Origin of the sequence: Curtobacterium sp. MCBD17_019, assembly GCF_003234555.1 — a bacterium.
Lineage (GTDB): Bacteria > Actinomycetota > Actinomycetes > Actinomycetales > Microbacteriaceae > Curtobacterium.
Genome location: NZ_QKTT01000008.1, coordinates 149,921 through 174,289, shown reverse-complemented (window position 1 = coordinate 174,289; position 24,369 = coordinate 149,921). Strand labels below are relative to the sequence as shown.

Annotated in this window: 22 protein-coding genes, 1 tRNA gene and 1 pseudogene; 14 read left to right on the top strand and 10 right to left on the bottom strand. The window is 72.2% G+C overall.

Features of this window, described 5'->3' with window-relative positions; translation table 11 throughout:
• The 12 genes from DEI82_RS09745 to DEI82_RS09690 all read left to right on the top strand — a co-directional run.
• A partial coding sequence (locus DEI82_RS09745) for a DUF4244 domain-containing protein (protein WP_111026222.1) occupies positions 1-163 on the top strand: 163 nt, incomplete at its 5' end.
• Positions 164-192: 29 nt separating this feature from the next.
• On the top strand, positions 193-501 hold the full coding sequence (locus DEI82_RS09740) for a TadE family type IV pilus minor pilin (protein ID WP_181435170.1): 309 nt from the start codon (positions 193-195) through the stop codon (positions 499-501).
• A 56-nt stretch (positions 502-557) separates the two neighbouring features.
• Positions 558-1,073, top strand: a complete 516-nt coding sequence (locus DEI82_RS09735; RefSeq protein ID WP_111036632.1) for a hypothetical protein — start codon at positions 558-560, stop codon at positions 1,071-1,073.
• Positions 1,049-3,802 (top strand): type I DNA topoisomerase, encoded by a 2,754-nt coding sequence (topA, locus tag DEI82_RS09730; RefSeq protein ID WP_111013502.1) that lies wholly within the window; start codon positions 1,049-1,051, stop codon positions 3,800-3,802. Before DEI82_RS09735 ends, topA begins: the two co-directional genes overlap by 25 nt.
• Entirely contained in the window at positions 3,799-4,449 is a 651-nt protein-coding gene (gene tmk, locus DEI82_RS09725; RefSeq protein WP_111036631.1) for a dTMP kinase, read from the top strand. The genes topA and tmk overlap by 4 nt, the downstream gene beginning before the upstream one ends.
• 49 nt (positions 4,450-4,498) lie before the next feature.
• Positions 4,499-5,641 (top strand): DNA polymerase III subunit delta', encoded by a 1,143-nt coding sequence (locus DEI82_RS09720; protein ID WP_111013500.1) that lies wholly within the window; start codon positions 4,499-4,501, stop codon positions 5,639-5,641.
• A gap of 61 nt (positions 5,642-5,702) precedes the next feature.
• Complete coding sequence (locus DEI82_RS09715) at positions 5,703-6,329, top strand: TetR family transcriptional regulator (RefSeq protein ID WP_111036630.1); 627 nt, start codon at positions 5,703-5,705, stop codon at positions 6,327-6,329.
• Positions 6,330-6,373: 44 nt separating this feature from the next.
• Positions 6,374-6,446: transfer RNA gene (locus DEI82_RS09710), tRNA-Thr, on the top strand.
• Positions 6,447-6,552: 106 nt separating this feature from the next.
• Positions 6,553-7,572: a Gfo/Idh/MocA family protein gene (locus DEI82_RS09705; RefSeq protein WP_111036629.1), complete on the top strand. Its 1,020-nt coding sequence runs from the start codon at positions 6,553-6,555 to the stop codon at positions 7,570-7,572.
• A gap of 11 nt (positions 7,573-7,583) precedes the next feature.
• Positions 7,584-9,110, top strand: a complete 1,527-nt coding sequence (gene dacB / locus DEI82_RS09700; RefSeq protein WP_258372025.1) for a D-alanyl-D-alanine carboxypeptidase/D-alanyl-D-alanine-endopeptidase — start codon at positions 7,584-7,586, stop codon at positions 9,108-9,110.
• Between the two features lie 42 nt (positions 9,111-9,152).
• Entirely contained in the window at positions 9,153-9,770 is a 618-nt protein-coding gene (locus DEI82_RS09695; protein WP_111013497.1) for an isochorismatase family protein, read from the top strand.
• 23 nt (positions 9,771-9,793) lie between these two features.
• A complete protein-coding gene (locus DEI82_RS09690; RefSeq protein ID WP_111036628.1) occupies positions 9,794-11,329 on the top strand; it encodes an NAD-dependent succinate-semialdehyde dehydrogenase in 1,536 nt (511 codons plus the stop codon).
• Between the two features lie 16 nt (positions 11,330-11,345).
• On the opposite strand, the gene DEI82_RS09685 is transcribed toward DEI82_RS09690, so the two are convergent.
• The 10 genes and pseudogenes from DEI82_RS09685 to DEI82_RS09640 form a co-directional block, all read right to left on the bottom strand.
• Entirely contained in the window at positions 11,346-13,265 is a 1,920-nt protein-coding gene (locus tag DEI82_RS09685) for an ABC transporter ATP-binding protein (protein ID WP_111036627.1), read from the bottom strand.
• 49 nt (positions 13,266-13,314) lie between these two features.
• Positions 13,315-13,530 (bottom strand): helix-turn-helix domain-containing protein, encoded by a 216-nt coding sequence (locus tag DEI82_RS09680; RefSeq protein ID WP_111009491.1) that lies wholly within the window; start codon positions 13,528-13,530, stop codon positions 13,315-13,317.
• Between the two features lie 145 nt (positions 13,531-13,675).
• Positions 13,676-15,103, bottom strand: coding sequence for an MFS transporter (locus DEI82_RS09675; RefSeq protein WP_111009492.1), 1,428 nt, complete (start codon positions 15,101-15,103; stop codon positions 13,676-13,678).
• Between the two features lie 231 nt (positions 15,104-15,334).
• Positions 15,335-15,958 (bottom strand): annotated as a pseudogene (ribA, locus tag DEI82_RS09670) (GTP cyclohydrolase II); the annotation flags it as partial.
• Between the two features lie 29 nt (positions 15,959-15,987).
• On the bottom strand, positions 15,988-16,986 hold the full coding sequence (gene ribD / locus DEI82_RS09665; protein WP_111036647.1) for a bifunctional diaminohydroxyphosphoribosylaminopyrimidine deaminase/5-amino-6-(5-phosphoribosylamino)uracil reductase RibD: 999 nt from the start codon (positions 16,984-16,986) through the stop codon (positions 15,988-15,990).
• Between the two features lie 88 nt (positions 16,987-17,074).
• Positions 17,075-17,641: a GNAT family N-acetyltransferase gene (locus tag DEI82_RS09660; protein WP_111013492.1), complete on the bottom strand. Its 567-nt coding sequence runs from the start codon at positions 17,639-17,641 to the stop codon at positions 17,075-17,077.
• Between the two features lie 16 nt (positions 17,642-17,657).
• Positions 17,658-18,665 carry a tryptophan--tRNA ligase gene (gene trpS / locus DEI82_RS09655; RefSeq protein ID WP_111013491.1) on the bottom strand — a complete coding sequence of 336 codons (1,008 nt, stop codon included), beginning with the start codon at positions 18,663-18,665 and terminating at the stop codon, positions 17,658-17,660.
• A 49-nt stretch (positions 18,666-18,714) separates the two neighbouring features.
• Positions 18,715-19,557 carry an exodeoxyribonuclease III gene (locus DEI82_RS09650; protein ID WP_111009496.1) on the bottom strand — a complete coding sequence of 281 codons (843 nt, stop codon included), beginning with the start codon at positions 19,555-19,557 and terminating at the stop codon, positions 18,715-18,717.
• A 129-nt stretch (positions 19,558-19,686) separates the two neighbouring features.
• Complete coding sequence (locus DEI82_RS09645) at positions 19,687-19,959, bottom strand: HPr family phosphocarrier protein (protein ID WP_111009497.1); 273 nt, start codon at positions 19,957-19,959, stop codon at positions 19,687-19,689.
• Between the two features lie 97 nt (positions 19,960-20,056).
• Positions 20,057-20,827: a DeoR/GlpR family DNA-binding transcription regulator gene (locus DEI82_RS09640; RefSeq protein WP_111013490.1), complete on the bottom strand. Its 771-nt coding sequence runs from the start codon at positions 20,825-20,827 to the stop codon at positions 20,057-20,059.
• 228 nt (positions 20,828-21,055) lie between these two features.
• Between DEI82_RS09640 and ptsP the strand changes: the two genes are divergently transcribed.
• Both ptsP and DEI82_RS09630 read left to right on the top strand, forming a co-directional pair.
• Positions 21,056-22,711: a phosphoenolpyruvate--protein phosphotransferase gene (ptsP, locus tag DEI82_RS09635; protein WP_111009499.1), complete on the top strand. Its 1,656-nt coding sequence runs from the start codon at positions 21,056-21,058 to the stop codon at positions 22,709-22,711.
• A gap of 58 nt (positions 22,712-22,769) precedes the next feature.
• Positions 22,770-24,329, top strand: coding sequence for a PTS mannitol transporter subunit IICB (locus DEI82_RS09630; protein ID WP_181435169.1), 1,560 nt, complete (start codon positions 22,770-22,772; stop codon positions 24,327-24,329).
• Positions 24,330-24,369: the final 40 nt, after the last annotated feature.

Sequence of the window (24,369 nt, the reverse complement as noted above, 5' to 3'; positions counted from 1 at the left end):
GTGGTGGTCTCGGGCGGCGGGGGAGCGGGGCTCGGCCACGGCGGAGTACGCGGTGGTGGTGCTGGCGGCGGTGGCGTTCGCCGGGGTGCTCGTGGCAGTGGTGCGGTCGGGGGCCGTCCAGTCCCTCCTCAGTGGCATCATCAGCGACGCGCTCTCGCTGTGACGTCCCCGGTCGGTGGGGAGCGCGGATCAGTGACGGTCGAGTTCGCCGTCGCGCTCCCCGTCGTCACGGTCGTGCTGGGGCTCGTGCTCGGCGGCGTGGTGCTGGCCGGCGAGCAGGCCCGGATGCAGGTCGCCGCGGCCGTGGCGGCGCGCGCCGCGGCTCGTGGGGACGGTGCGGCGGCTGCAGGCGCGGCCGATGCCCTCGCTCCAGGCGCCGCGGTCCGGTTCGAGTTCCCGTCCGGACTCGTGTGCGCGGTGCTCCGAGCGGATCGTCGGATGGGACCGATGCCCGCGGTGTCGGTGTCGGCGCGCGGGTGTGCCGCGGCGGGCGGGCGATGACCGGGCCACCCCGGGCGCGAGCGGCGCATCCCGACGCCCGGGACGACCGCGGCGCGGTGACGATCGTGCTGGTCGCCACGGTGCTCGCCACGGTCCTCCTGTCGACCGCGGTGCTCGCCGGGATCCGGCGCGGCGTGGACGCCCTCCACGTCGCGACCGCGGCGGACTCGGCGGCGGTCGCCGGCGCGGCCGCCGCCGTCGGACTCGTCCCGGGACCGCCCTGCGACGCGGTGTCGCACGTCGCCCGCGCCGAGGGCACGGACGTCGAACGGTGCGACGTCGACGGCGCGACGGTGACGGTCCGCCTCCGGGCCGTCGGACCGCTCGTCCCGACGGCGGCGACGGCGCGTGCGGGTCCCGCCGCCGTCGCCCGGACGATGCCCGGGCAGCACCCCGGCCTCACCACACAGCGGCGCACGCGAGCGGCGGAAGCCGCCGGTCGTGTGTGTATGGTGTGCCTGTCGGTCCGCCACCCACCGACACCCACGGTCCTTCGAGCGCCGCTCGTCGCGCGACGACCGCCCGCAGCATTCGATCAAGGAGTCACGTGCCAGGCACGAAGAAGCTCGTGATCGTCGAGAGCCCCGCGAAGGCGAAGACGATCGCCCAGTACCTCGGCGACGGGTACGAGGTCCAGGCATCCGTCGGTCACATCCGTGACCTCGTGGAGCCCAAGAACCTCCCGGCCGACAAGAAGAAGGGCTCGCTCGGCAAGTTCTCCGTCGACGTCGAGAACGGGTTCGAGCCCTACTACGTCGTCTCCGACGCGAAGAAGAAGACGGTCACCGAGCTCAAGCGCGCGTTGAAGGACGCCGACGAGCTCTACCTCGCCACTGATGAGGACCGCGAGGGTGAAGCGATCGCCTGGCACCTGCTCGAGGTCCTCAAGCCGAAGGTCCCCGTCAAGCGCATGGTGTTCCACGAGATCACGAAGGAGGCCATCCAGCGCGCGAAGGAGGCCACCCGAGACCTCGACACCGCGCTCGTCGACGCGCAGGAGACCCGCCGGATCCTGGACCGCCTGTACGGGTACGAGGTCTCCCCGGTCCTGTGGCGCAAGGTCGGCCCGGGCTTGTCCGCCGGCCGCGTGCAGTCGGCGGCCACCCGACTCGTGGTCGATCGCGAGCGCGAACGGCTCGCCTTCGTGTCGGTGAACTACTGGGATCTCACCGCGCGGTTCGCGAAGGACGCGTCGGTCTTCCCGGCCCGCCTCGCGCGGCTCAACGGCACCCGCGTCGCCGCTGGCCGTGACTTCGACGACCGCGGCAACGCCACCTCGGACGCCGTCCGGCTCGACGAGGCATCGGCGAACGGCCTCGCGTCGGTGCTCCAGCAGGCCGGCGATGCGGTCGTCCGCAGCGTCGAGTCCAAGCCGTACACACGTCGTCCCGCGGCGCCCTTCACGACGTCGACCCTGCAGCAAGAGGCAGCCCGCAAGCTGCGGTTCAGCGCGCGGCAGACCATGAGCGTCGCGCAGTCGCTGTACGAGAACGGGCATATCACCTACATGCGGACCGACTCCGCGTCGCTCTCGCAGCAGGCCGTCACCGCCGCGCGCAAGCAGGCGGCCGAGCTCTACGGTTCGGACACCGTCCCGGACAAGCCACGCACGTACGCGGGCAAGAGCAAGAACGCCCAAGAGGCCCACGAGGCCATCCGGCCGGCGGGCGACACGTTCCGGACGCCCAGCCAGATGGAGGGCGTGCTCCGCGGCAACGACTGGAAGCTCTACGACCTCATCTGGAAGCGGACGGTCGCATCGCAGATGGCCGACGCCAAGGGCTCCACGGCCTCCGTGGTGATCGGGATCGCCGCACCCGAGGCCGTCGAGGGGCTGGCGGTCACGCAGGGCGGGACGGACGCCGAGTTCACCGCGTCGGGCACGGTCATCACCTTCCGCGGGTTCCTCAACGCCTACGAGGAGGGTCGTGACGAGGACCGGCACGACGCGAGCGACGCGGCCGACACGTCGCTCCCGCAGGTGGCGGAGCGCGACCACCTCGGCGTCGAGGGCATCGAGGCCAAGGGCCACGACACGTCGGCGCCGCCGCGGTACACCGAGGCGAGCCTCGTCAAGGCGCTCGAGGAGCTCGGCATCGGCCGTCCGTCCACGTACGCCGCGATCCTGTCGACGATCGTCGACCGCGGGTACGTCACGCCGCGCGGCAGTGCGCTCGTTCCCAGCTGGATCGCCTTCAGCGTCGTCCGGCTGCTCGAGGAGTACTTCCACGACCTCGTCGAGTACGACTTCACCGCCGAGATGGAGGGCGATCTCGACCGCATCGCCGATGGCGAGGCCGACCGGGTCGATTGGCTCAACGGCTTCTACTTCGGCACCGACGCCCAACGCGGCCTCCGCGGGGTCATCGACAACCTGGGCGAGATCGACGCGCGCGAGATCAACTCCGTCCAGCTCGCGCCCGACCTGACGCTGCGCATCGGCAAGTACGGCCCCTACATCGAGGCACCGAGTGACGACCCCGAGCAGCCCCGTCGTGTGAACGTGCCCGAGGAGCTCGCACCCGACGAGCTGACGGCCGAGAAGGCGCGCGAGCTGATCGAGGCGCCCGTCGTGGGGGACCGCGTGGTCGGCATCAACCCCGCGACCGGTAAGGAGGTCCTGGCGAAGGACGGCCGGTTCGGGCCCTACGTGACCGAGCGGACGCCGGAACCCGAGGCCGAGGTCGACCAGGCCACCGGCGAGGTCCGGGCGTCCACGGCGGCAGACGCTGCCGAGGGCACGACGACGACCGCGACGGCGCCGAAGCGCACCACGAAGAAGGCAGCGCCCCCGAAGGAGCGCACGGCCTCGCTGTTCAAGTCGATGGACCCGCAGACCATCGACCTCGAGACCGCCCTCAAGCTGCTCGACCTCCCGCGCGTGGTCGGGACGGATCCGGAGTCGGGCGAGGAGATCACGGCGCAGAACGGCCGCTACGGCCCGTACCTCAAGAAGGCCGCCGACACGCGGACGCTCCCGAGCGAGGACGCCATCTTCGACATCGACCTGCCCGGGGCCCTCGAGCTCTTCGCACAGCCGAAGTACGGCGCGCGTCGAGCGTCGAGCGCGCTCAAGGAGTTCGAGGCGGACCCGGTGAGCGGCAAGCCGATCAAGGTCAAGGACGGACGCTTCGGGCCGTACGTCACCGACGGCGAGACGAACGCGACCATTCCCCGCGGCGAGGACGTCGAGGCGGTCGACTTCGACCGGGCCGTCCAGCTGCTCGCGGACAAGCGTGCGAAGGGCCCGGCGAAGCCCCGCGCCAAGGCCACCCGGAAGCCCGCCACCAAGAAGAAGTGAGCGCGTCGGGCCGGACCGGCCGCGGACGGTTCATCACCCTCGAGGGCGGCGACGGCGCGGGCAAGAGCACGCAGGCGGCCCTCCTCGAGGACTGGCTGACCGAGGGGGGCCGGACGGTCGTGCGCACCCGCGAGCCGGGCGGCACCGCGCTGGGCGAGCGCATCCGCGAGATGGTCCTGCACGAGCGTGGGCACGTCGCCCCGCGGGCCGAGGCGCTGCTCTACGCCGCCGACCGGGCACACCATGTCGAGACCGTCGTCCGGCCGGCGCTCGCCCGGGGCGACGTCGTGGTGCAGGACCGCTACATCGACTCGTCGGTGGCCTACCAGGGCGTCGCGCGATCGCTGGGCGCCGACCGGGTCCGAGCGGTCTCGGACTGGGCCGCGGACGGCCTGACCCCGGACCTGACGGTGCTGCTCGACCTCGACCCCGTCGTCGGCCGCCGTCGGGTGGCCGCCGCACGGGGGACCCTGGACCGACTCGAGTCGGAGGCGACCGCGTTCCACACCGCGGTGCGCGACGCCTTCCTCGCCATGGCCCGAGCCGAGCCGGACCGGTTCCTCGTGCTCGACGCCACACGCCCCCTGGAGGAACTGGCGGGGGCGGTGCGCGCTCGGGTCGGGCAGGTGCTCGGAGCGGCGGCGTGACCTCCCGCGATCGCTCCGCGCTGTCGGTGGCCGATGAGAGTGTGTCCCGGTGAGCGTGTGGGACGGGCTGACCGGCCAGGCGGACGCGGTCGCCGCGCTCCGAGCGGCGGCCGAGGCCCCCGAAGGCAGCGGGAGCATGACGCACTCGTGGCTCATCACCGGGCCTCCCGGCTCCGGGCGGTCGAACGTGGCGCTCGCGTTCGCCGCGGCGCTCGTGGGTGACGGCCCCGACGACGACCGCGCCCTGACGCAGGTCACCGCCCGGACCCACCCGGACGTCGCGGTCCTGTCGACGCAACGGGTGATCATCACCATCGACGAGATCCGCTCGCTCGTGACGGGGTCGCACTACGCGCCGTCGGTGGGTCGGCACCGCGTCGTGATCGTCGAGGACGCCGACCGGATGACCGAGCGCACCTCGAACCTCCTGCTCAAGGCGCTTGAGGAGCCCCCGGAGCGGACGGTCTGGATCCTCTGCGCCCCGAGTGAGGCCGACCTCATCCCGACCATCCGCTCGCGGGTGCGGTCCGTGCGCCTCCGGGTCCCGGACGTCGCGTCGGTGGCCGACCTCATCGTCGCCCGCACCGGCGTCGACCGCACCCTCGCGGTCGACGCGGCCCGGCAGGCCCAGAGCCACATCGGGATGGCGCAGCGTCTGGCCACGAGCGCCGAGGCGCGGGACCGCCGTCGCCGCACCCTCGAGACCGTGCTCGCCGTCCGGAGTGTCGGGGACGCGGTGGTCGCCGCGGCCGACCTGCTCGCCGTGGCGGACGAGGACGCCAAGGCCATCACCCAGGAGAAGGACGCCGAGGAGCGTGACGCGGCGCTCCGGTCGCTCGGCGTGGAGCCGGGCGGGACGGTGCCGCCGGCGCTCCGCGGGCAGCTGCGTGGGCTCGAGGAGGACCAGAAGCGGCGCGCCACCCGGAGCCTCCGCGACGGCCTCGACCGCATCCTCGTCGACGTCATGTCCCTGTACCGCGACCTGTTGTTGCTCGGTCTCGGCGCGCCCGTCGAGCCCGTGAACGCGTCGATGCAGGCGGAACTCGATCGTGCGCTCGCATCGGTGCCTCCCGCGTCCGCGCTCGAGGTGCTCGACGCGGTCGCCCTCGCCCGAGACCGCATCGCCGCGAACGTGGCGGCGCTCCTGGCGCTGGAGGCGCTCATGGTGACGATCGCGCGGGCCGTCCGCTGATGCACGGACGCCCTCGGCGGACGACCGTCGCCGACCGCACCGCCTCTGGGATGATCAGACGATGAGCGACACCGAGCCGGGCCTGCGCGAACGCAAGCGTCGGGCGACCCGTCTGGCGATCCAGCAGGCGGCGATCCGGATCGCGCTCGAGCAGGGCCTCGCCGCGGTGACCGTCGACGAGATCTCGCGGCGCGCGGACGTCTCGCCACGCACGTTCTTCAACTACTTCCCGAACAAGGAGCAAGCGCTCTCGGGTGACGATCCCTCGTTGCCCGACGACGCGATCCTGGCCGAGTTCGCGGCTGGCGGACCGACAGGCTCGTTGCTGTCGGACGTCGGTTCGCTCCTGGTCCACTCGACGCAGGAACTCATCGCCGACCGCGAGCTGCTGCCGGAGCGGCAGCGCCTGTTCAGGGAGCACCCCCAGCTCTTCAGTCAGCGCATGGCGTCGATGAAGGAGTTCCAGGCGCAGCTCTCGGCGGTCGTGGAACGACGGCTCCTGCGTGACCACCCCGATGGCGACCCGGTCGTGCTCGCTCGGCGCTCGACGCTCGTGGCGTTGGTCGCACTCGCGGCGGTGCGGCAGGCGTGGTCGCAGTGGTCGGCGGACGAGGACGCGACCCTGGTGGACAGCATCGAGACCGCGTTCGCGGACCTCGCCGTGCTCGTTTCGCGCACACCCGCCTGATCCGCTACAGTTGACACCCGTGCCGCTCCGGATCCGGAGCGTCCGCCGCCTTAGCTCAGTCGGCAGAGCGATTCACTCGTAATGAATAGGTCGTCGGTTCGATTCCGACAGGCGGCTCGATCGAGGCCCACATCCCCACGTCGGGGTGTGGGCCTCTTCGTCGTGAGCGGTGGTCCGCGGCGCGCTTCGCACACGTCCGTCGCGGTCCCGGTAGACAGGGACCATGACGGTTCGCTGGGGCGTGATCGGGACGGGCGGCATCGCTCGCTCCTTCGTGGAGGACAGCGCCGCGCTCGGGGTGCGCTTCACCGCGGTGGGGTCGCGGACGCGGGACAGAGCGCAGGCGTTCGCGGACGAGTACGGCATCGAGCACGCCCACGGCGACTACGACGCCCTGGTCGCCGACGACACCGTCGACGCGGTGTACGTCGCGACCCCGCACTCGGCACACGCCGAGGACGCCCTGCGGGCGATCGAGGCGGGCAAGCACGTGCTGGTGGAGAAGGCGTTCACGGTGAACGCGGCGGAGGCGCGACGGGTCGTGGACGCGGCACGAGCCGCCGGGGTCCTCGTCGTCGAGGCGATGTGGACGCGGTTCCTGCCGCAGGCGAGCCGGATCCGCCAGCTCGTGCACGAGGGACGCATCGGACGGCCTCGTCTCGTCGAGGCGACGCACCACCAGGCCCTGCCGACGGACCCGCGGCACCGGCTGAACGACCCGGCGCTGGCCGGCGGTGCGCTGCTCGATCTCGGCGTCTACCCGCTGGCGTTCGCGGTCGACGCGCTCGGCGTGCCGGAGACGGTCGCGGCGGTGGGGTCCTTGAGCGATCAGGGCGTGGACACGCAGATGGGGCTCGTGCTCGGGCACCCGGACGGCGCGCAGTCGGTGCTGCACTTCGCGCTCGACCTGCGCAGCCCGAACGCGGCGTCGATCATCGGGGACGAAGGGCGGATCGACCTCGACCCGTCGTGGATCGGCCCGACGACCTACCGGCTGCGCGATCGGGACGGCCACGTGCTCGAGGAGTTCGACGGGCGTGAGGACCGCGTCGGCTACCACCACGAGGCGCGGGCGTTCGAGGAGATGATCGCGTCGGGTGACCACGAGGGCGGACCGATGCCGATCGAGCAGACCGTCGCGATCATGGAGGTCATGGACGAGGCGCGTCGGCAGGTCGGCGTGCGCTACCCGGGCGAGACGGACGACACCACCGACACTGGCGCGGAGCCGACCCACCCGTAGAATCGTCGGCGATGTCCGACGACCTCGACGCGCCGAACCACGCCGACCACGTCCCCGCCGCCGACGCCCCCCACGGTGGGCGCGCGGCCTCGACGCGCCTCCGCGGTGCGGTCGCGCGACGCCCGATGCCGTGGGCGGTCGGCGCCTTCGTCGCGGTCCTCGTGCTCGGGTCCGGTGGCGCCGCCGCGATCGCGGCGGCGACGACACCCGGCGCCGGGAGGCCCGTGACCGGCGTGACGGCGGCGAGTGGCGCCTCCCGGTCCGCGCCTCCGGCGACGCGGTCGGCGACACCGACGCCGACGCCGACGGTGGCCGCCCGACCGGTGCCGACCGACCCCGCCGGTCCGACGGCGATCGGGACGTGCTCGGTCGCAGGGGCGGCCTCCGCCGCTGGTCTCGGTCAGTTCGAGGGCGTCGTCGTCGACGCCGCGACGGGCGAGACCCTGTTCGACCGGAGCGGCGGCACGCCCGCACGGACGGGGAGCGTCATGAAGACGCTCACGACCGCGACGGCGCTCGCCGACCTCGGTGCGGGCTACCGCATCCCGACCACGGTGGTCTCCGAGGGCGGCGGCACCGTCGCGATCGTCGGCCACGGTGACCCGACCCTCTCGGCGGGCGGGGCCACCGTCTACCCGGGGGCCCCGACGCTCGTGCAGTTGGCGCAACAGGTCAAGACGACGCTCGGCAGCACGCCCGTGACGACGATCGTCACCGACGACACGTACTGGAACGACGCGGACGCGTGGGACCCGACGTGGCCGGTCGCCGAGCGGACCATCGGTTACCAGCCGGAGATCACCGCGCTCATGGTGGACGGTGACCGCGCCAGTCCCGGTCTCGCGACCTCCCCCCGGTCGACCGATCCCGTCGGCCGCGCTGGCGCGATGTTCCGCACCGCCCTGGCGAACGCGGGCGTGGTCGGTGCGGCGTCGGCGACGATCACGAAGCGCGCCACCACGGGCACGACGACCATCGCCGAGGTACAGTCGCAGCCGGTGTCGACCCTGATCGGGCAGATGATCCCGAACTCCGACAACACGCTCGCCGAGATGCTCGCCCGGATCTCGTCGAAGGTGTCGGGGTCGAACGGCTCAGCGGCATCGCTGACCGGCGTGTACCGCGCGGCCCTGTCGACCTACGGCATCGACGCCTCGGCGATCACGATCCGGGACGGCTCGGGCGAGAGCGCCTCGAACGCGGTCGCACCGGCGCTCGTCGCGAAGCTCATGGTGCAGGTCGCGGCCGGGCAGAAGGGCCTCGGCGTGCTGGCGCAGTCGCTGCCGATCGCCGGTCAGACCGGGACACTCGCCGGTCGCTTCACGGGGGCGAACGCGGTCGCCGCCGGCAAGGTGCACGCCAAGACGGGCTGGATCGACACCGCGAACACACTCGGCGGGTACATGGACGCCGCGGACGGCACGCGGCTGACCTTCGCGTTCTACGCGCTCGGGTCGTCGCGGGCCGCCGCGTTGCCAGCGCTCGACGCGATCACCGCTGCGGTCTACCGATGCGGCGGCAAGCTCGCGAACACCTGACCGTGTGCGGCCGCAGACGGCGGCAGGGGACAGGATGGACGCATGACCAGAGCGCTCGTGATCGTGGACGTCCAGAACGACTTCACCGAGGGCGGCGCCCTCGGTGTGGACGGGGGTGCTGCGACCGCCGCGCGCATCACGACCTTCCTCGGGCGACACGCGGGCGACTACGACGTCATCGTCGCCTCGCGCGACTGGCACCACGGCGACGACGACAACGGCGGTCACTTCGCGTGGGGGGATCCGGACTACGTCACGACGTGGCCGGTGCACTGCGTGGCGGACACCTTCGGGGCCGAGTACCACCCGGACCTCGACACCGCACCGGTCGACATCCACGTGCGGAAGGGCATGGGGGAGCCGGCGTACTCCGCGTTCGAGGGCGTCGACGACCAGGGTCGGGGGCTCGTCGACCTGCTGTACGACCGGAAGGTGCACGCGCTCGACGTCGTCGGCATCGCCACGGATCACTGCGTCCGAGCGACCGCCCTCGACGGTGCCCGAGCCGGCCTCGACGTCTTCGTGTTCGAGGACCTCGTCGCCGGGGTCGCGTCCGGACCGAGCGCGGCCGCGCTCGACGAGATCCGCGCGGCCGGTGGGCACGTCGGTCGGAGCGACGTCGGGGAGGGCCTCGAACGCACCGACGGCGCCCAGATCTGACGCGCGACCCCGAGGAGACGAGCATGAGCGACGGGACCACCACGACCGCGCACCCGAGCGAGACCACCACCGCGCACACGACCACCGTCGACGACGGCATCGTCCGGGTGACGGACGTGCCGACGGGCCTGTTCATCGCGGGCGGATGGCGTCCCTCGTCGTCCGGCCGGACCTTCGACGTCCGCGACCCGTCGACGGGCGCCGTCATCGCCGCCGTGGCCGATGCCACCCCCGAGGACGCGATGGCGGCCCTCGACGCCGCGGTGGTCGCGCAGGACGCCTGGGCTGCGACCTCGCCCCGGGGGCGCTCCGACGTGCTCCGTCGCACGTTCGACCTGGTGCACGAGCACGCCGAGGACCTCGCGCGGCTGATGTCGCTCGAGATGGGCAAACCCCTGGCCGAGGCGCGCGGCGAGGTCGTGTACGGCGCCGAGTTCCTCCGGTGGTTCAGCGAGGAGGCCGTGCGCATCGGCGGCTCCTACGGCACGAACCCCGAGGGCACGGGTCGCGCCATCGTCCTGAAGCGCCCGGTCGGCCCGGTCTACGCGATCACGCCGTGGAACTTCCCCCTGGCGATGGCGACGCGGAAGATCGGGCCGGCGCTCGCGGCGGGCTGCACGATCGTCGTGAAGCCCGCTGACCTCACACCCCTGACGACCCTGTACCTCGCGCGGCTGTTCGCCGAGGCCGGGCTGCCTGCCGGGGTGCTCGGCGTCGTGCCGACCTCGGACGCCGCGGCGCAGTCGGGGCCGCTCATCGCCGATCCGCGACTCCGGAAGCTCACGTTCACCGGGTCCACGCCCGTCGGCTCGGCACTGCTCAAGCTGGCCGCGGACAACGTGCTCCGGACGAGCATGGAGCTCGGCGGCAACGCGCCACTCGTGGTGTTCGACGACGCGGACCTCGAGACCGCCGTGTCCGCGGCGATGGCAGCGAAGTTCCGCAACGTCGGTGAGGCCTGCACGGCGGCGAACCGCTTCTTCGTGCAGGCCGGGATCGCCGATGCCTTCGTCGCGGCGCTCACCGATCGCGTCCGCGGGTTCCGCATCGGCCGCGGGACCGAGGACGGCACGACCATGGGGCCGCTCATCGACGAGCGCTCGGTCGACAAGGCGGCGCGACTCGTCGCGGACGCCGTCGATCGCGGGGCGACCCTCGTGCTCGGCGGGGAGCGCGTGGACCGTCCGGGGACCTACTACGCCCCGACGGTGCTCGACACGGTCCAGCCCGGGTCCGCGATCCTGTCGACCGAGATCTTCGGGCCGGTCGTGGCGATCACCCGGTTCGACACCGAGGACGAGGCCGTCCGGCTGGCGAACGACACCGAGTACGGTCTCGTCTCGTACGTGTTCACGAAGGACCTCGCGCGCGGCCAGCGCATGGCGGAGCGGCTCGAGTCGGGCATGGTCGGGCTGAACACGGGTGTCGTCTCGAACGCGGCGGCACCGTTCGGTGGTGTCAAGGCGTCGGGGCTCGGGCGTGAGGGTGCCCACGACGGTCTCGAGGAGTACCTCGAGACCGTGTACGTCCTGACGCCGGATCCGTTCGCCGCGCCCTGACCGTCCGGGCAGGCCCTCAGACCAGGAGCTGGTGCTTCGCCAGGTCCCGGTAGAGCGGCGTCGTCTGCACGAGTTCCGAGTGGGTGCCCTGCCCGACGACGCGTCCCTGCTCGAGCACGACGATGTGGTCCGAGTCGACGACGGTGGACAGTCGGTGCGCGATCACGAGGAGCGTGCGGTCCTCGGCCACCGCGTCGATCGCGGCCCGCATCCGCTGCTCGTTGATGCCGTCGAGGCTCGACGTCGACTCGTCGAGCAGCAGGATCGGCGGGGCGGCGAGGAGCGCGCGGGCGATCGCGAGCCGCTGGCGTTCGCCGCCGGACAGCATGACGCCGTCCTCGCCGACCTGGGCGTCGAGGCCGCGTTCGTCGCGCTCGAGCACGTCGGACAGGTTGACGGCCTCGAGGACGCGCACGCACTCGGCTTCGGTCGCTTCGGGCTTGCCGAGCAGCAGGTTCGCCCGGATCGTCCCCGCGAGCACGGGGGCGTCCTGTTCGACGTACCCGATCTGGCTGCGGAGCTCGGCACGGTCGAGCCCGCGGACGTCGATCCCGCCGAGTCGGACGACGCCGTCGGTCGGGTCGTAGAACCGCTCGATGAGCGCGAGCGTCGTGCTCTTGCCGGCACCGGAGGGGCCGACGAGCGCGACGCGCGTGCCGCGCCGCACGCCGAAGGACACGTCGTGCAGGACGGCCGTGTCGCTGGCCGTGCCGGTCGTGTCGCCGTCCGGCCGGGAGGCGGTGCGCGCGCCCGGCAGGCCGCGCGCGTCCGCCCCGTCGACCGCGGGGACCGGCACAGCGGCAGCGGTTCCCGGGACCGTGCCGTCCGCCTCCGTCACCGCGCGGACGGTGGCCTCGCGGTAGTGGAAGGACACGTGCTCGAAGGTGATGGCGTCGTCCGTGGCGACCGCGGGGGCCGGGAGGGCGGCGTGGTCGTCCTGGTCCTCGGTGGGCAGGTCGAGGATCTCCTGGATGCGGCCGAGGGCCCCGAGGGCTTGATTGACCGCGACCGCCGCACCGAACGCCTGACCGAGCGGCATGATCATCATGAACAGCAGCAGGATGAACGTCACGAGGGTGGCGACCTGGATGCTGCCCGCGGCGACCTGTCCTCCGCCGACGCCGATCACGACGATGAACGAGAGCTGCATGGCGATGCTCGCGACCGGGACGACGAACGCCGACATCCGAGCGATGTCCAGCCCGCGGCGGTAGGCCTCCGAGGCGTGGCCGTCGATCTCCGTGACCTCGCGTTCGGTGGCACCCGCGGCTCGGATCGTACGGACGGCGCTGATGCCGCGCTCCACTGCGGCCGTCAGGTCGCCCACCTTCTCCTGCGCGGCCTTGCTCGCGGCGCGGATCCGGCGCGACAGCACGCCGACGACGACGATCGAGACGGCGATCACGATGGCGGTGAGACCGAGCAGGAGCGGGTCGATGATCGCCATGCCCACGACGGCGCCGATGAAGGTCAGGGCGCCCCCGATCGCTTCGACGAGTCCCTGGGTCAGGACCGCGCGGAGGAGCGTCGTGTCGCTGCCGACGCGGGACACGAGGTCACCCGTGCGGCGGACGTCGAACTCGGAGATCGGGAGGGACAGGATCCGCGCGACGAGGCGCCGCCGGCTCGACAGCACGACGCCCTCGCCCGCCCGCTGGAGCATGAAGTGCTGGAAACCGTTGATGAGCCCCGCGACGACGACCATCGCCGCGAGCGCGACGACGAGCAGGGTCAGGGTGTGCCCCGCCTCGACGGCCTGGATCACCTGGTTCACGAGCAGGGGCTGTGCGAGCGACGCGGCCGAGCCGAGCACGCTGAGCACGACGATGAACACCATCACCGGGCGGTTCTCGAACAGGTACGGGAGCAGTGAACGGAAGGTCGCGCGGGGTCCGTCCGGCTGCTTGCGGCCGCGTCGGGCCAGGGGATTGCTCATCGGTTCCTTCTCGGATGGTGCCGGGCGCATGCCCGTGACGGAGGTCGCGTCAGCAGCGGCCGTACTTCTTGTGCACGGCCTGACGGCTCACGCCGAGGAGCGTGGCGATCTCCTGCCACGAGGCTCCGGCGTTGCGTGCGCGACGGGCGGCGATCGCCTCGACCCGGTCGACCTCGCGACGGAGGTCCCGCACGGCACCGAGGGCCGTGAACGGGTCGTCGTCGCCGGCGTCGGCCGCGAGCGCGGTGATCGTGCCGCTGTCCATGGGTGTCAACCTACATTGACACTCGCGGCATGTCAACCCGCGTTGACGGAGGCGCCCGTCCGCGCCACGGCGACGGACGCCCGTCGACCGGTGCCGGTCCTCCCGGTCGGTCGGCGAGCGCCCGTCGTGCTGGCGGTGGCCCGCGTCAGGGAGCGAGGCTCCCCGCGCTGGTGGTCCCCTCTGTCGTGCCGGCGCCGACGGTGCCGTCCGTGCGGTCGAAGTCGCTTCCGCGGGTCTCGCGGACGAAGAACAGCGCGACGAGTGTGACCACCGCCGCTCCCGTCAGGTAGAGCCCGACGAGGAAGATGTTCCCCTTGGCGCTCCACAGGGCGATCGCGACGGTCGGGGCGAGGGAGGCACCGAGGATGCTCGCGACGTTGTAGGCGACGGCCGAGCCCGTGTACCGGACGTTCGCGGGGAACAGCTCGGGCAGGAGCGCACCCATCGGACCGAACGTCAGGCCCATGAGCGAGAGTCCGACGACGAGGAACGTCACCGTGCCGAGCGGCCCGTGCGCGGACGCGAACCAGAACTGGAACGTCAGGCCGAACAGCACGATACCGATCGTCGTCAGGATGAGCGTCGGGCGGCGCCCGAAGCGGTCCGCGAGCATGCCGGCGATCGGCGTGAAGATCCCGAAGAAGACGACGCCGATCATGAGGAGGCCGAGGAACTCGCCCCGCGGGTACCCGAGCCCGATCTTCGCACCGGCGGTCACGGTGGACGGCGCCGTGCCGTACGTCAGCGTGAACGTCGTCATGAAGTAGAACAGCACGTACGTCGCGACCATCCCGAACGTCCCGACGACGACCGCACGCCAGGACGTGCGGAACACACGGCCGAGCGGCACCTTGGCGACCGCGCCCGATTCCACGACCCCCGTGAACACCGGCGACTCGATGAGCTTGAACCGGACGTAGAGTCCGATGACCACGAGCACGGCGCTGAGGAGGAACGGGATCCGCCAGCCGAAGGACTGGAACGCGGGCGACGCCGCCTGTCCCGCCGCGGCCGGCATGAGCGCGTTGAGCACGATGAAGACGCCGTTGGCGATGAGGAACCCGATCGGCGCGCCGAGCTGGGGGAGCGACCCGAAGACGCCCCGGCGGCCGGACGGCGCGTTCTCGGTCGCCAGGAGCGCCGCCCCGCTCCACTCGCCCCCGAGGCCGACGCCCTGGCAGAACCGCATGACGGCGAGGAGGACCGGCGCCCAGACACCGATCTGCGCGAACGTCGGCAGGACGCCGATGAGGAACGTCGCGCTCCCCATCACGAGGAGGGAGGCGACCAGCGTGGTCTTCCGGCCGATGCGGTCACCGAAGTGGCCGAAGATGATCGATCCGACCGGGCGTGCGAAGAACGCCAGCGCGAACGTCACGAACGACGACAGCTGCGAGGCGACCGCGCTCTCGTTCGGGAAGAACAGGCTGGGGAACACGAGGACCGCGGCGGTCGCGTAGACGTAGAAGTCGTAGAACTCGATCGACGTGCCGACGAGGCTGGCGATCACCACGCGGGAGCGCGGGTTGGTGGTGGGTGCGGCGACGGACGTCGCCGGAGCGGGTGCGGACATGGTTGCGCGTCGGACTCCGAGGGGAGCACCCGGGACGGGTGCGGTGCGGACACGAACGTCGGGTCGACGACCGGTTCGCGCAGGTGGGCGCGGACACCGGTCGGATGCGTTCGTCGAGGTACCGCTCGTGACGGTCCACACAGTCTACGTGCTCGTCGTCGAACCTGCGAATCCGCCCAGAGCCTGGGATACCAACGCCGCGGCGCCGGATGGGCTCCGCCGCCCGACCGATCAGCCGGGGAGGTCCGCCTCGAGATGCGCGGGGAGGGCGTGTCCCATCCGGTCGCGCTTCGTGTCGAGGTAGCCGGCGTTCTCGGCCGAGACACCGACCACGAGCGGCACGAGCTCGTCGACGACGATCCCGTGCTCCTCGAGCTGCCGGCGCTTCTCGGGGTTGTTCGACAGCAGCCGGATGTGGGTGATCCCGAGGTCCGTGAGGATCCCCGCGGCCCCGCCGTACTCACGCGCGTCCGCGGGCAGGCCGAGCGCGAGGTTCGCGTCGAGCGTGTCGAGCCCGTCCTCCTGCAGCCGGTAGGCGCGGAGCTTGTCGATGAGCCCGATGCCCCGGCCCTCCTGCCCCCGCAGGTAGACGACGACCCCGCCCTCGGCGGCGATGGTGTCGAGCGCGGCGTCGAGCTGCGGGCCGCACTCGCACTTGAGCGACCCGAAGGCCTCGCCGGTCAGGCACTCCGAGTGCACTCGAACGAGCGCTCCGTCGGCCGGGGCGTTCCCGGTGCGGTCGCGCGCGATGACGGCGACGTGGTCCGCCCCGGTCACGAGGTCCCGGTACGCGCGCATCTCGAACCGGCCGTGGACGGTCGGGACGGTGGTGGCGACCTCGAACCGCACGGGACTGCCCGGTGTGGGGGAGGTCAGCGCGTCGCTCATGTGGTGCTCCGGTCGATGCGGGCCCGGAACAGCAGGTCCGGGCCGAGTTCCGTGGACGATGCGATGGTCAACCGCAGGCGGTCGTCCATGCTTCCCACGCCGAGGTCGTCGAGGGCCGTCCGTGGACCGCCGAGCAGGACCGGCGCCGTGTACACCAGCAGTTCGTCGGCGAGGCCGTGCCGGATGAGGGCGCTCGCGACCGTCGGACCGCCCTCCGCGAAGACGGTGTGCACCCCGAGGGGGCGGAGGGAGCGCAGCGCTGCCTCGAGGTCGTGGCCCGGAACCGCGCGGTAGCCGCGGGGATGGCGGCGGAGCGCGGCGTCGTCCGGCACCGCGCGGTCACCGACCACGACGGGCAGGGGCTGCACCGGCATGAGCTCGCCCGCGTCTCCCCGCGCGGTGAGGCTCGGATCGTCGGCGAGCACGGTACCGGTACCGACGAGCAGCGCATCGTGGTCCGCGCGCTGCTCGTGGACGTGCTGCCGCGCGGCCGCCCCCGTGATCCACTTGCTCGAGCCGTCCGCCGCCGCGGCCCGGCCGTCGAGGCTCATGGCCCACTTCACCGTCACCCAGGGCCGGCCGAGTCGGACCGAGAGCAGCCAGCGCTCGAGGAACGACTCGGCCTCGTCCGCGAGGAGCCCGGACACGACGTCGACGCCCGCGGCGCGGAGGCGCGCGGCACCGCCGTGCGCGTGCTCGCCCGGGTCGTCGATCGCGTACACGACGCGGGTCACCCCGGCGTCGAGCAGAGCGACCGAGCACGGTCCGGTGCGGCCGACGTGGTCGCACGGCTCGAGCGTGACCACCATCGTCGCACCACGGGCCGCGCCCGGCGGGAGCGCTGACAGTGCGTCGACCTCGGCGTGGGGCGTGCCCGCACCACGGTGGTGTCCCTCGGCGAGCACGGAGCCGTCCGGCGCCAGGACGACGGCGCCGACGCGCGCGTGGTCGCCGACGCGCGGGCCCTCGGCCGCGAGTTCGAGCGCGCGGCGCATGGCCCGCTCCTCGGCCGGGGAGACGGGTCCGGAGGGCGCGGTGCTCACCCGGTCGAGCATAGCGAGGCTCCCGGCCGCCGGCCGGGCGTCAGGCGTCGAGCGCGGCCGCGGGCCACGGCAGGTCCGAGGCCGATCGGCCGTCCGCTCGGAGCAGTCCCTTCCAGCAGGTCACGGGGGTGCCGTCACGGCCGGGGATGAGCCCGGGTCCGGTCCCGGTGTAGGCGAACCCCGCCCGTCGCGCCACCGCGGCCGACGCCCGGTTGCCGACGAAGCACTCCCAGTACACGTCCTCGTGGCCCTGCTCGAACGCCCACCCGGTCACGAGTCGCACGGCCTCGGCCATGAGCCCGTGCCCGCGCGCCGAGGGCGCGAGCCAGAACCCGATGTCGCGGTGCGCGGGCCGGAACGCCACGACGCCCTCGAGCCACGTGCTCGACGGCCGGCGGATCGCCCACGTGTACTCGCGGTCGGACGCCCAGCCCGGGCCGACCAGGGCGTCGACGAACGCATGGGCGTCACGGGGCCCGTACCGCATCGGGATCGTCGTCCATCGCGCGATCTCGGCGTCCTGGCACGCCTCGGTGATCGCGGGTGCGTCCGCCCGCGTCGGCATGTCGAGGCGGGCGACGGGGGACCGCAGCGTGACGGGGAGCACGTCCGGCGGGGACGGGTCAGCGGTGCCGCGGCACGAAGCCGATGCGGTCGTAGACGGTGGCGAGGGTGGCCTCGGCGATCGACTCCGCCCGGTCCGCCCCGACGGCGAGGAGCCGGTCGAGCTCGGCCGGGTCGTCGAGCAGCTCGAGGGTCCGCGCGCGGACGGGCTCGAGCTCGGCCACGACGGCGTCCGCCACGGAGCCCTTGAGATCGCCGTAACCCTTGCCCACGAAGGCCTGCTCGAGCTCCGGGACCGGGGTCCGCGTGAACGCCGACAGGATCGTGAGCAGGTTGGTCACGCCCGGCTTGTGCTCGCGGTCGGCCCGGACGTCGCGCTCGGTGTCCGTGACGGCCGATCGGATCTTCTTGGCGGTGCGCTTCGGGTCGTCGAGCAACTGGATGAGACCCGCGTCGGTCGCCGCCGACTTGCTCATCTTGCTCGTCGGCGTCTGCAGGTCGTAGATCCGTGCGGTCTCGGCCAGGATGTGGGCCTCGGGCACGACGAACGTGTCGCCGAAGCGCGAGTTGAAGCGGCCCGCGAGGTCCCGCGTCAGCTCGACGTGCTGGCGCTGGTCGTCGCCGACCGGCACGATCGCGGACCCGTAGAGCAGGATGTCGGCGGCCATGAGCATCGGGTACGTGAACAGGCCGACGGACGCCGACTCGGTGCCCTGCCGTGCGGCCTTGTCCTTGAACTGGGTCATCCGGCTCGCCTCGCCGAAGCCGGTGATGGTGTTGAGCACCCAGGCGAGTTCGGCGTGCGCGGGGACGTGCGACTGCACGAACAGCGTGGACTGCTCGGGGTCGATCCCGGCCGCGATGTACTGCGCGGCCGTGCGACGGGTGTTCTCGCGCAGGGCGGCCGGGTCCTGCGGCGAGGTGATCGCGTGCATGTCGACGACGCAGTAGATGGCGTCGTACGTGGTCTGCAGGTCCCGCCACTGCATGAGCGCGCCGATGTAGTTGCCGAGGTGGAGCGATCCGGCGGACGGCTGGATGCCGGAGAACAAGCGGGTCTTCGTCATGGTGCAGGTGTCCTTGCGTGGGCGGCCGAGGGGGCCGGGGAGTCGGGGGTCAGACCTCGTAGTCGACGACCACGGGGGTGTGGTCGGACCATCGCTGGTCGTACGCGGCCGCGCGGTCCACCGCGTACGCCGTGACCTTCGCCGCGAGCGCGGGCGTCGCCATCTGGTAGTCGATGCGCCAACCGGAGTCGTTGTCGAACGCCTGGCCGCGCCACGACCACCACGTGTAGGGGCCGGGGACGTCGCCGGCCTGCTCCCGTCCGACGTCGACCCATCCGAGCCCGGTGCCGGTGGTGCCGTCGACGCAGTCCACCTGCTCGCCGGCGGCGCCGAGGAAGCGGTCGAAGTAGGCGCGCTCGCGGGGCAGGAAGCCGGCCCGCTTCACGTTGCCCTTCCAGTTCTTGATGTCGCGCTCGTCGTGCCCGACGTTGAGGTCGCCGACGACGACCGCGAGCTCGTTGTGCCGCTGCAGGGCCGGGAGGCGCTGCTCCATCGCGTCGAGGAAGCGCCACTTCTCGTCCTGCTTGGGGGTGTCGGCCTCGCCGGAGTGCACGTAGGTGCTCACCACCGTGACGACCGCGTCGCCGACCTCGTAGTCGGCCTCGAGCCACCGGCCCGCCGAGTCGAAGTCGTCCGGGCCGAGCTCGACACGGTGGATCCGGGCCCGGTCGCGCGAGGCGATCGCCACGCCCGCGCGGCCCTTCGCCGTCGCAGGGTCGTGCACGACGTTCCAGTCCTCACCGAGGAGCTCCTGGAGGTCGTCGGTGGACGCACGGACCTCTTGCAGGGCGAGCACGTCGACGTCCCGCCCCTGCAGCCAGTCGCCCATGCCCTTGCGGAACGCGGCGCGGATGCCGTTGACGTTGACGGTCGCGAGACGCAGGCGGGTCATGGGTTCAACCCTAGCGGCGGCCTCCGACGGGGCCCGTCCCGGACGTGCGCCCCTGCCGGGAGGTCCGTGGCGGCGCCACCACGGGCCTCCCGGCCGGCGGGTGGCACGACGCGGCCGCCGCGGCCGCGGTCAGGCCGCGTCGTGGTCGGTCTGCAGGAAGGTCACGAGTGCGTCGGCGGTCGCGTCGGCGTCGTCGCCCGTGACCGTGAGCGTGACCTCGTCGCCGTTCTCGACGCCGAGCCCGAGGAGACCGAGGATGCTGCCCGCGTTGGCCGACTTGTCACCCTTGGCGATCGTGACCTGGTGACCGGACGCCGTGACGTTCTGCACGAACAGCGAAGCGGGGCGGGCGTGCAGCCCCGATCCGCTGGCGACGGTGACGGTGCGGGTGGCTTCGGACATCGGAACTCCTGTCTCGATCGGACGCGTGGTCCGGGTGGATGCGCCCTCATGGTAGCGAGCGCGGCCGGTGTGGCCGTGGACGGTCGCGGCCGACGGGTCAGTCCCGTCCGGGCCAGAAGACCTCGGTGCCGGCGGCCTCGACCTCGCGCACGAGGTCGAGGTTGACCGCGGGGTCGGTGATGATCGTGTCGATCGCGGCGAGCGGTGCCACGCGCCCGAACTCCTCGCGGCCGAACTTCGAGTGGTCGGCGAGCAGGATGCTCCGCCGCGCGGCCTTGATGAGCGCGGTCTTCACGGCGGCCTCCGCCAGGTTGTGGGTCGTCAGGCCCCGCTCGGGTGTGATGCCGTTGATGCTGAGGAACGCGACGTCGACGCTCACCATGCCGACGAGCTGGTGGGTCCACGTGCCGACGCCCGCGAGGGAGTCGCTCCGGATGTTCCCGCCGAGGAAGTGCAGGTCGATCCCGGGCCGGTTGGCGACCGCCATCGCCACCGGCAGCGAGTGCGTCACGACGGTGAGCCCGCGGTCGGTCGGCAGCATCTCGGCGAGGCAGATGGTCGAGGTGCCCGCGTCGATGATGATCGAGCCGCCCTCGGGGAGTTCGTCGAGCGCGGCCTCGGCGATCACCATCTTCTCGGCCGTGTTGATGCCGCCGCGGTCGCCCACGCCCGCGTGGATCGTGATCCGCTCGACCGGGATCGCGCCGCCGTGCGCGCGCCGGACGAGGCCGCGCCGTTCGAGGCTCGTGAGGTCGCGGCGGATCGTCTCGGGCGTGACCGCGAGGAGTTCGGCGAGGTCCTTGACGTCGACCCGCCCCTGCGCGCGCGCCTGCTCGACGATGCGCTGGTGACGTTCTGGTGCGTACATCGGACCTCGGAGTGGGCGAAACGGGCATGGACCGACGTCCCCGGAGGCCCGAGTGGCCGGGGCGGGGGGAGTCAGACGCAAACGGGCATCTGTTTCTGCATTTTTATCCCCGGATTTGTTTGTTTGTCAATCGGAATCGATGTATGGTCGTCGCAGCGCGCCGCCCGTGCGCCGTCGTCCAGCCCCACCGCACCGCCTGATCTGCGCGATGAGATGAAGGAGTCTCGAATGTCCGAACTGCCCGGAACCGGGGTGGGCCGCGGCGTCGCGCTCGGACCCGTGCTGCGCATGCCCGAGCCCCTCGGCGCTCCGTCGTCGGCACCGCTCGACGGTCCGGTCGAGGCCGCGGACGCCGCCGTGCACGAGGCCGTGGCCGCGGTCGCCGACGACTTGACGAAGCGCGGCGCGCTCGCCGGTGGCGACGCCCAGGCCGTGCTCGAGGCCCAGGCGCTCATGGCGCAGGACCCGACGCTGCTCGACGACGTCCACACCCGGATCAGCGGTGGCGCGAACGCGGAGCGCGCCGTGCACGACGCGTTCGCCGCGTTCCAGGACATCCTCGCCGCGATGGGCGGCTACATGGGGGAGCGGGCGGCCGACCTCGGCGACGTGTCCCAGCGCATCATCGCGAAGCTCCGTGGGGTGCCCGCACCGGGCGTGCCCGACTCGGACACCCCCTTCGTCCTGGTCGCGCGCGACCTCGCCCCGGCCGACACCGCCCTGCTCGACCTCGACAAGGTGCTCGCGCTCGTCACGAGCGACGGCGGCCCCACCTCGCACACCGCGATCCTCGCCCGGGCGAAGGGCATCACGGCGATCGTCGGCGTCGAGGGCGCCGCGGACCTCGTCGACGGCCAGACGGTCGTCGTCGACGCCGCCGCCGGCGTGGTCGTCACCGACCCCGATCCCGACCTCGTCACCGCGACGGAGGCCCGGATCGCCGAGCGTCTCGCCGCGGCCGACCGACCGGTCACCCCCGGCGCGCTCGCCGATGGCACGCTCGTGCCGCTCCTGGCGAACCTCGGCAACCCCGCCGATGCCGCGGGCGCCGTCGCGCTCGGCGCCGAGGGCGTCGGCCTGTTCCGCACCGAGTTCCTGTTCCTCGACTCGCCGACCGCACCGACCGTGGAGGCGCAGCGTCAGGCCTACGTGCAGCTGCTGTCCGCGTTCCCCGGCAAGAAGGTCGTCGTCCGCGCGCTCGACGCGGGGGCGGACAAGCCGCTGTCGTTCCTGACCGACCAGGACGAGGAGAACCCCGCACTCGGTCGCCGTGGCCTCCGGGCGCTGCGACACCACGAGGCGGTCCTCCGTGACCAGCTCACCGCGCTCGTCCAGGCCGACGCCGAGACCGAGGCCGACCTCTGGGTGATGGCGCCCATGGTGGCGGACGCCGAGGAGACCGCGTACTTCGTGTCCCTGGCCCGCGAGCTCGGTGTCCGGACCGCGGGTGTCATGGCCGAGGTGCCGTCGCTCGCGCTCCTCGCCGAGCAGGTGTTCCAGCAGGCGGACTTCGTCTCCATCGGCACGAACGACCTGACGCAGTACACGCTCGCCGCGGACCGGCTGCTCGGGTCCGTCGCCTCCTACCAGGACCCGTGGCACCCCGCGGTGTTGCGCCTCGTCGCCCAGCTCGGTGCTGCCGGGCGTGACGCGGGCAAGGCCGTGGGGATCTGCGGTGAGGCCGCGGCCGACCCGCTGCTCGCCGTCGTCCTCGTCGGTCTCGGCGCCACCACGCTCTCCATGACCCCCGCCGCCCTCGCGGACGTGCGCGCCGAACTCGGCCAGCACACCCTCGAGCAGGCGCGCGAGATGGCCCGGGCCGCGCTCGCCGCCCCGTCCGCCGCGGCCGCACGTGCCGCTGCGACGTCGGCGCACGTCGCCTGACCTCCCCGTCCCGTTCCCTCCGATCCGCTCCCACGAACCCACACCAGAAAGAACGCACATGACAACGACGTCCGTCGCAGCGACCGGCGCCCCCGCACAGAAGCGGGGCGGCGGTCGGGTCGCCGTCCAGAAGTTCGGCGCCTTCCTCTCCGGCATGGTGATGCCGAACATCGCGATCTTCATCGCGTGGGGCATCATCACCGCCTTCTTCATCCAGACCGGCTGGACTCCCGTCGGCGTCCTCGGCGGCTTCGGCACCACGCACGGCGTCGCGAACGTCGGCGTGGTCGGCCCGATCCTCACCTACCTCATCCCGCTCGCGATCGCGATCCAGGGTGGTCGGATGGTCTACGACATCCGCGGTGCGGTCGTCGGCTCGATCTTCACCATGGGCGTCATCCTCGGCGCGTCGGGCACGACGATGATCCTCGGCGCGATGATCTGCGGCCCGCTCGGCGCGTACCTCATCAAGCAGGTGGACCGCATCTGGGACGGCAAGATCAAGCCGGGCTTCGAGATGCTCGTGAACAACTACGCGGCCGGCATCCTCGGCTTCGGGTTGTTCATGGTCGGCTTCTTCTGGCTGTCCTGGATCTTCCTCCGCATCGCGGACGGCCTCGGTGCCGCCGTCGAGTGGCTGGTGCACGCGCACCTGCTGCCGCTCGCGAGCGTCATCATCGAGCCGGCGAAGGTCTTCTTCCTCAACAACGCGATCAACCACGGCGTGCTCGACCAGCTCGGCGCGCAGCAGGTCCAGCAGTCCGGCAAGTCGATCCTGTTCCTCCTCGAGGCGAACCCCGGCCCCGGTCTCGGCATCCTCCTCGCCTTCACCTTCTTCGGTGTCGGCGTGGCGCGGTCGACGGCTCCCGGCGCGATCCTCATCCAGTTCTTCGGTGGCATCCACGAGATCTACTTCCCGTACGTGCTGCAGAAGCCGATCCTGTTCATCGCCGTCATCCTCGGTGGTGCGACCGGTGTCGCCACGAACGTCACGTTCGGGTCCGGTCTCGTCGCCCCGGCCTCGCCCGGCTCGATCCTCGCGGTGCTCTTCAACACCTCGCGGGACAGCTACGTCGGCGTCATCCTCTCCGTCGTCCTGTCGGCGCTCGTGTCCGGCGCCGTCGCGTCCTTCTTCCTCATCTCGACCCGCAAGCGGGACCTGGCCGCCGGTGGTGGCGACATGAGCGACGCCCTCGCCCGCATGCAGGCGAACAAGGGCCGCGACGTCAACGCCGCGACCGCGGGCATCTTCGGCTCGAACGCCCCGGCGAACGAGGAGGAGACCGAGTCGTCCTTCGGCGGCGTCGGTTCCGCGACGGGCACCACCACCGCCACGCGCGTCCAGAACGTCGTGTTCGCCTGCGACGCCGGCATGGGCTCGAGTGCCATGGGCGCGAGCGTCCTGCGGAACAAGATCAAGAAGGCCGGTATCGAGGGCGTCACGGTCGTCAACAAGGCGATCGCGAACCTCTCGGGTGACGAGGACCTCATCATCACCCAGGAGGAGCTCACCGACCGGGCGAAGCAGAAGAACCCGAACGCGCAGCACGTGTCGGTCGGTAACTTCATGAACGCGCCCCAGTACGACCAGGTCGTCGACCAGCTGAAGCAGCAGTAACCGCACCACACGGCACCACACCCACGGGGCGGGGGAACGC

What these genes read in the sequence shown, in the direction of transcription:
- DEI82_RS09715 (WP_111036630.1), top strand. Translation starts at nt 5,703, where the DNA reads ATGAGCGACACCGAGCCGGGCCTGCGCGAACGCAAGCGTCGGGCGACC.
- DEI82_RS09705 (WP_111036629.1), top strand. Translation starts at nt 6,553, where the DNA reads ATGACGGTTCGCTGGGGCGTGATCGGGACGGGCGGCATCGCTCGCTCC.
- dacB (WP_258372025.1), top strand. Translation starts at nt 7,584, where the DNA reads ATGTCCGACGACCTCGACGCGCCGAACCACGCCGACCACGTCCCCGCC.
- DEI82_RS09695 (WP_111013497.1), top strand. Translation starts at nt 9,153, where the DNA reads ATGACCAGAGCGCTCGTGATCGTGGACGTCCAGAACGACTTCACCGAG.
- DEI82_RS09690 (WP_111036628.1), top strand. Translation starts at nt 9,794, where the DNA reads ATGAGCGACGGGACCACCACGACCGCGCACCCGAGCGAGACCACCACC.
- DEI82_RS09685 (WP_111036627.1), bottom strand. Translation starts at nt 13,265, where the DNA reads ATGAGCAATCCCCTGGCCCGACGCGGCCGCAAGCAGCCGGACGGACCC.
- DEI82_RS09680 (WP_111009491.1), bottom strand. Translation starts at nt 13,530, where the DNA reads ATGGACAGCGGCACGATCACCGCGCTCGCGGCCGACGCCGGCGACGAC.
- DEI82_RS09675 (WP_111009492.1), bottom strand. Translation starts at nt 15,103, where the DNA reads ATGTCCGCACCCGCTCCGGCGACGTCCGTCGCCGCACCCACCACCAAC.
- ribD (WP_111036647.1), bottom strand. Translation starts at nt 16,986, where the DNA reads ATGCGCCGCGCGCTCGAACTCGCGGCCGAGGGCCCGCGCGTCGGCGAC.
- trpS (WP_111013491.1), bottom strand. Translation starts at nt 18,665, where the DNA reads ATGACGAAGACCCGCTTGTTCTCCGGCATCCAGCCGTCCGCCGGATCG.
- DEI82_RS09650 (WP_111009496.1), bottom strand. Translation starts at nt 19,557, where the DNA reads ATGACCCGCCTGCGTCTCGCGACCGTCAACGTCAACGGCATCCGCGCC.
- DEI82_RS09645 (WP_111009497.1), bottom strand. Translation starts at nt 19,959, where the DNA reads ATGTCCGAAGCCACCCGCACCGTCACCGTCGCCAGCGGATCGGGGCTG.
- DEI82_RS09640 (WP_111013490.1), bottom strand. Translation starts at nt 20,827, where the DNA reads ATGTACGCACCAGAACGTCACCAGCGCATCGTCGAGCAGGCGCGCGCG.
- ptsP (WP_111009499.1), top strand. Translation starts at nt 21,056, where the DNA reads ATGTCCGAACTGCCCGGAACCGGGGTGGGCCGCGGCGTCGCGCTCGGA.
- DEI82_RS09630 (WP_181435169.1), top strand. Translation starts at nt 22,770, where the DNA reads ATGACAACGACGTCCGTCGCAGCGACCGGCGCCCCCGCACAGAAGCGG.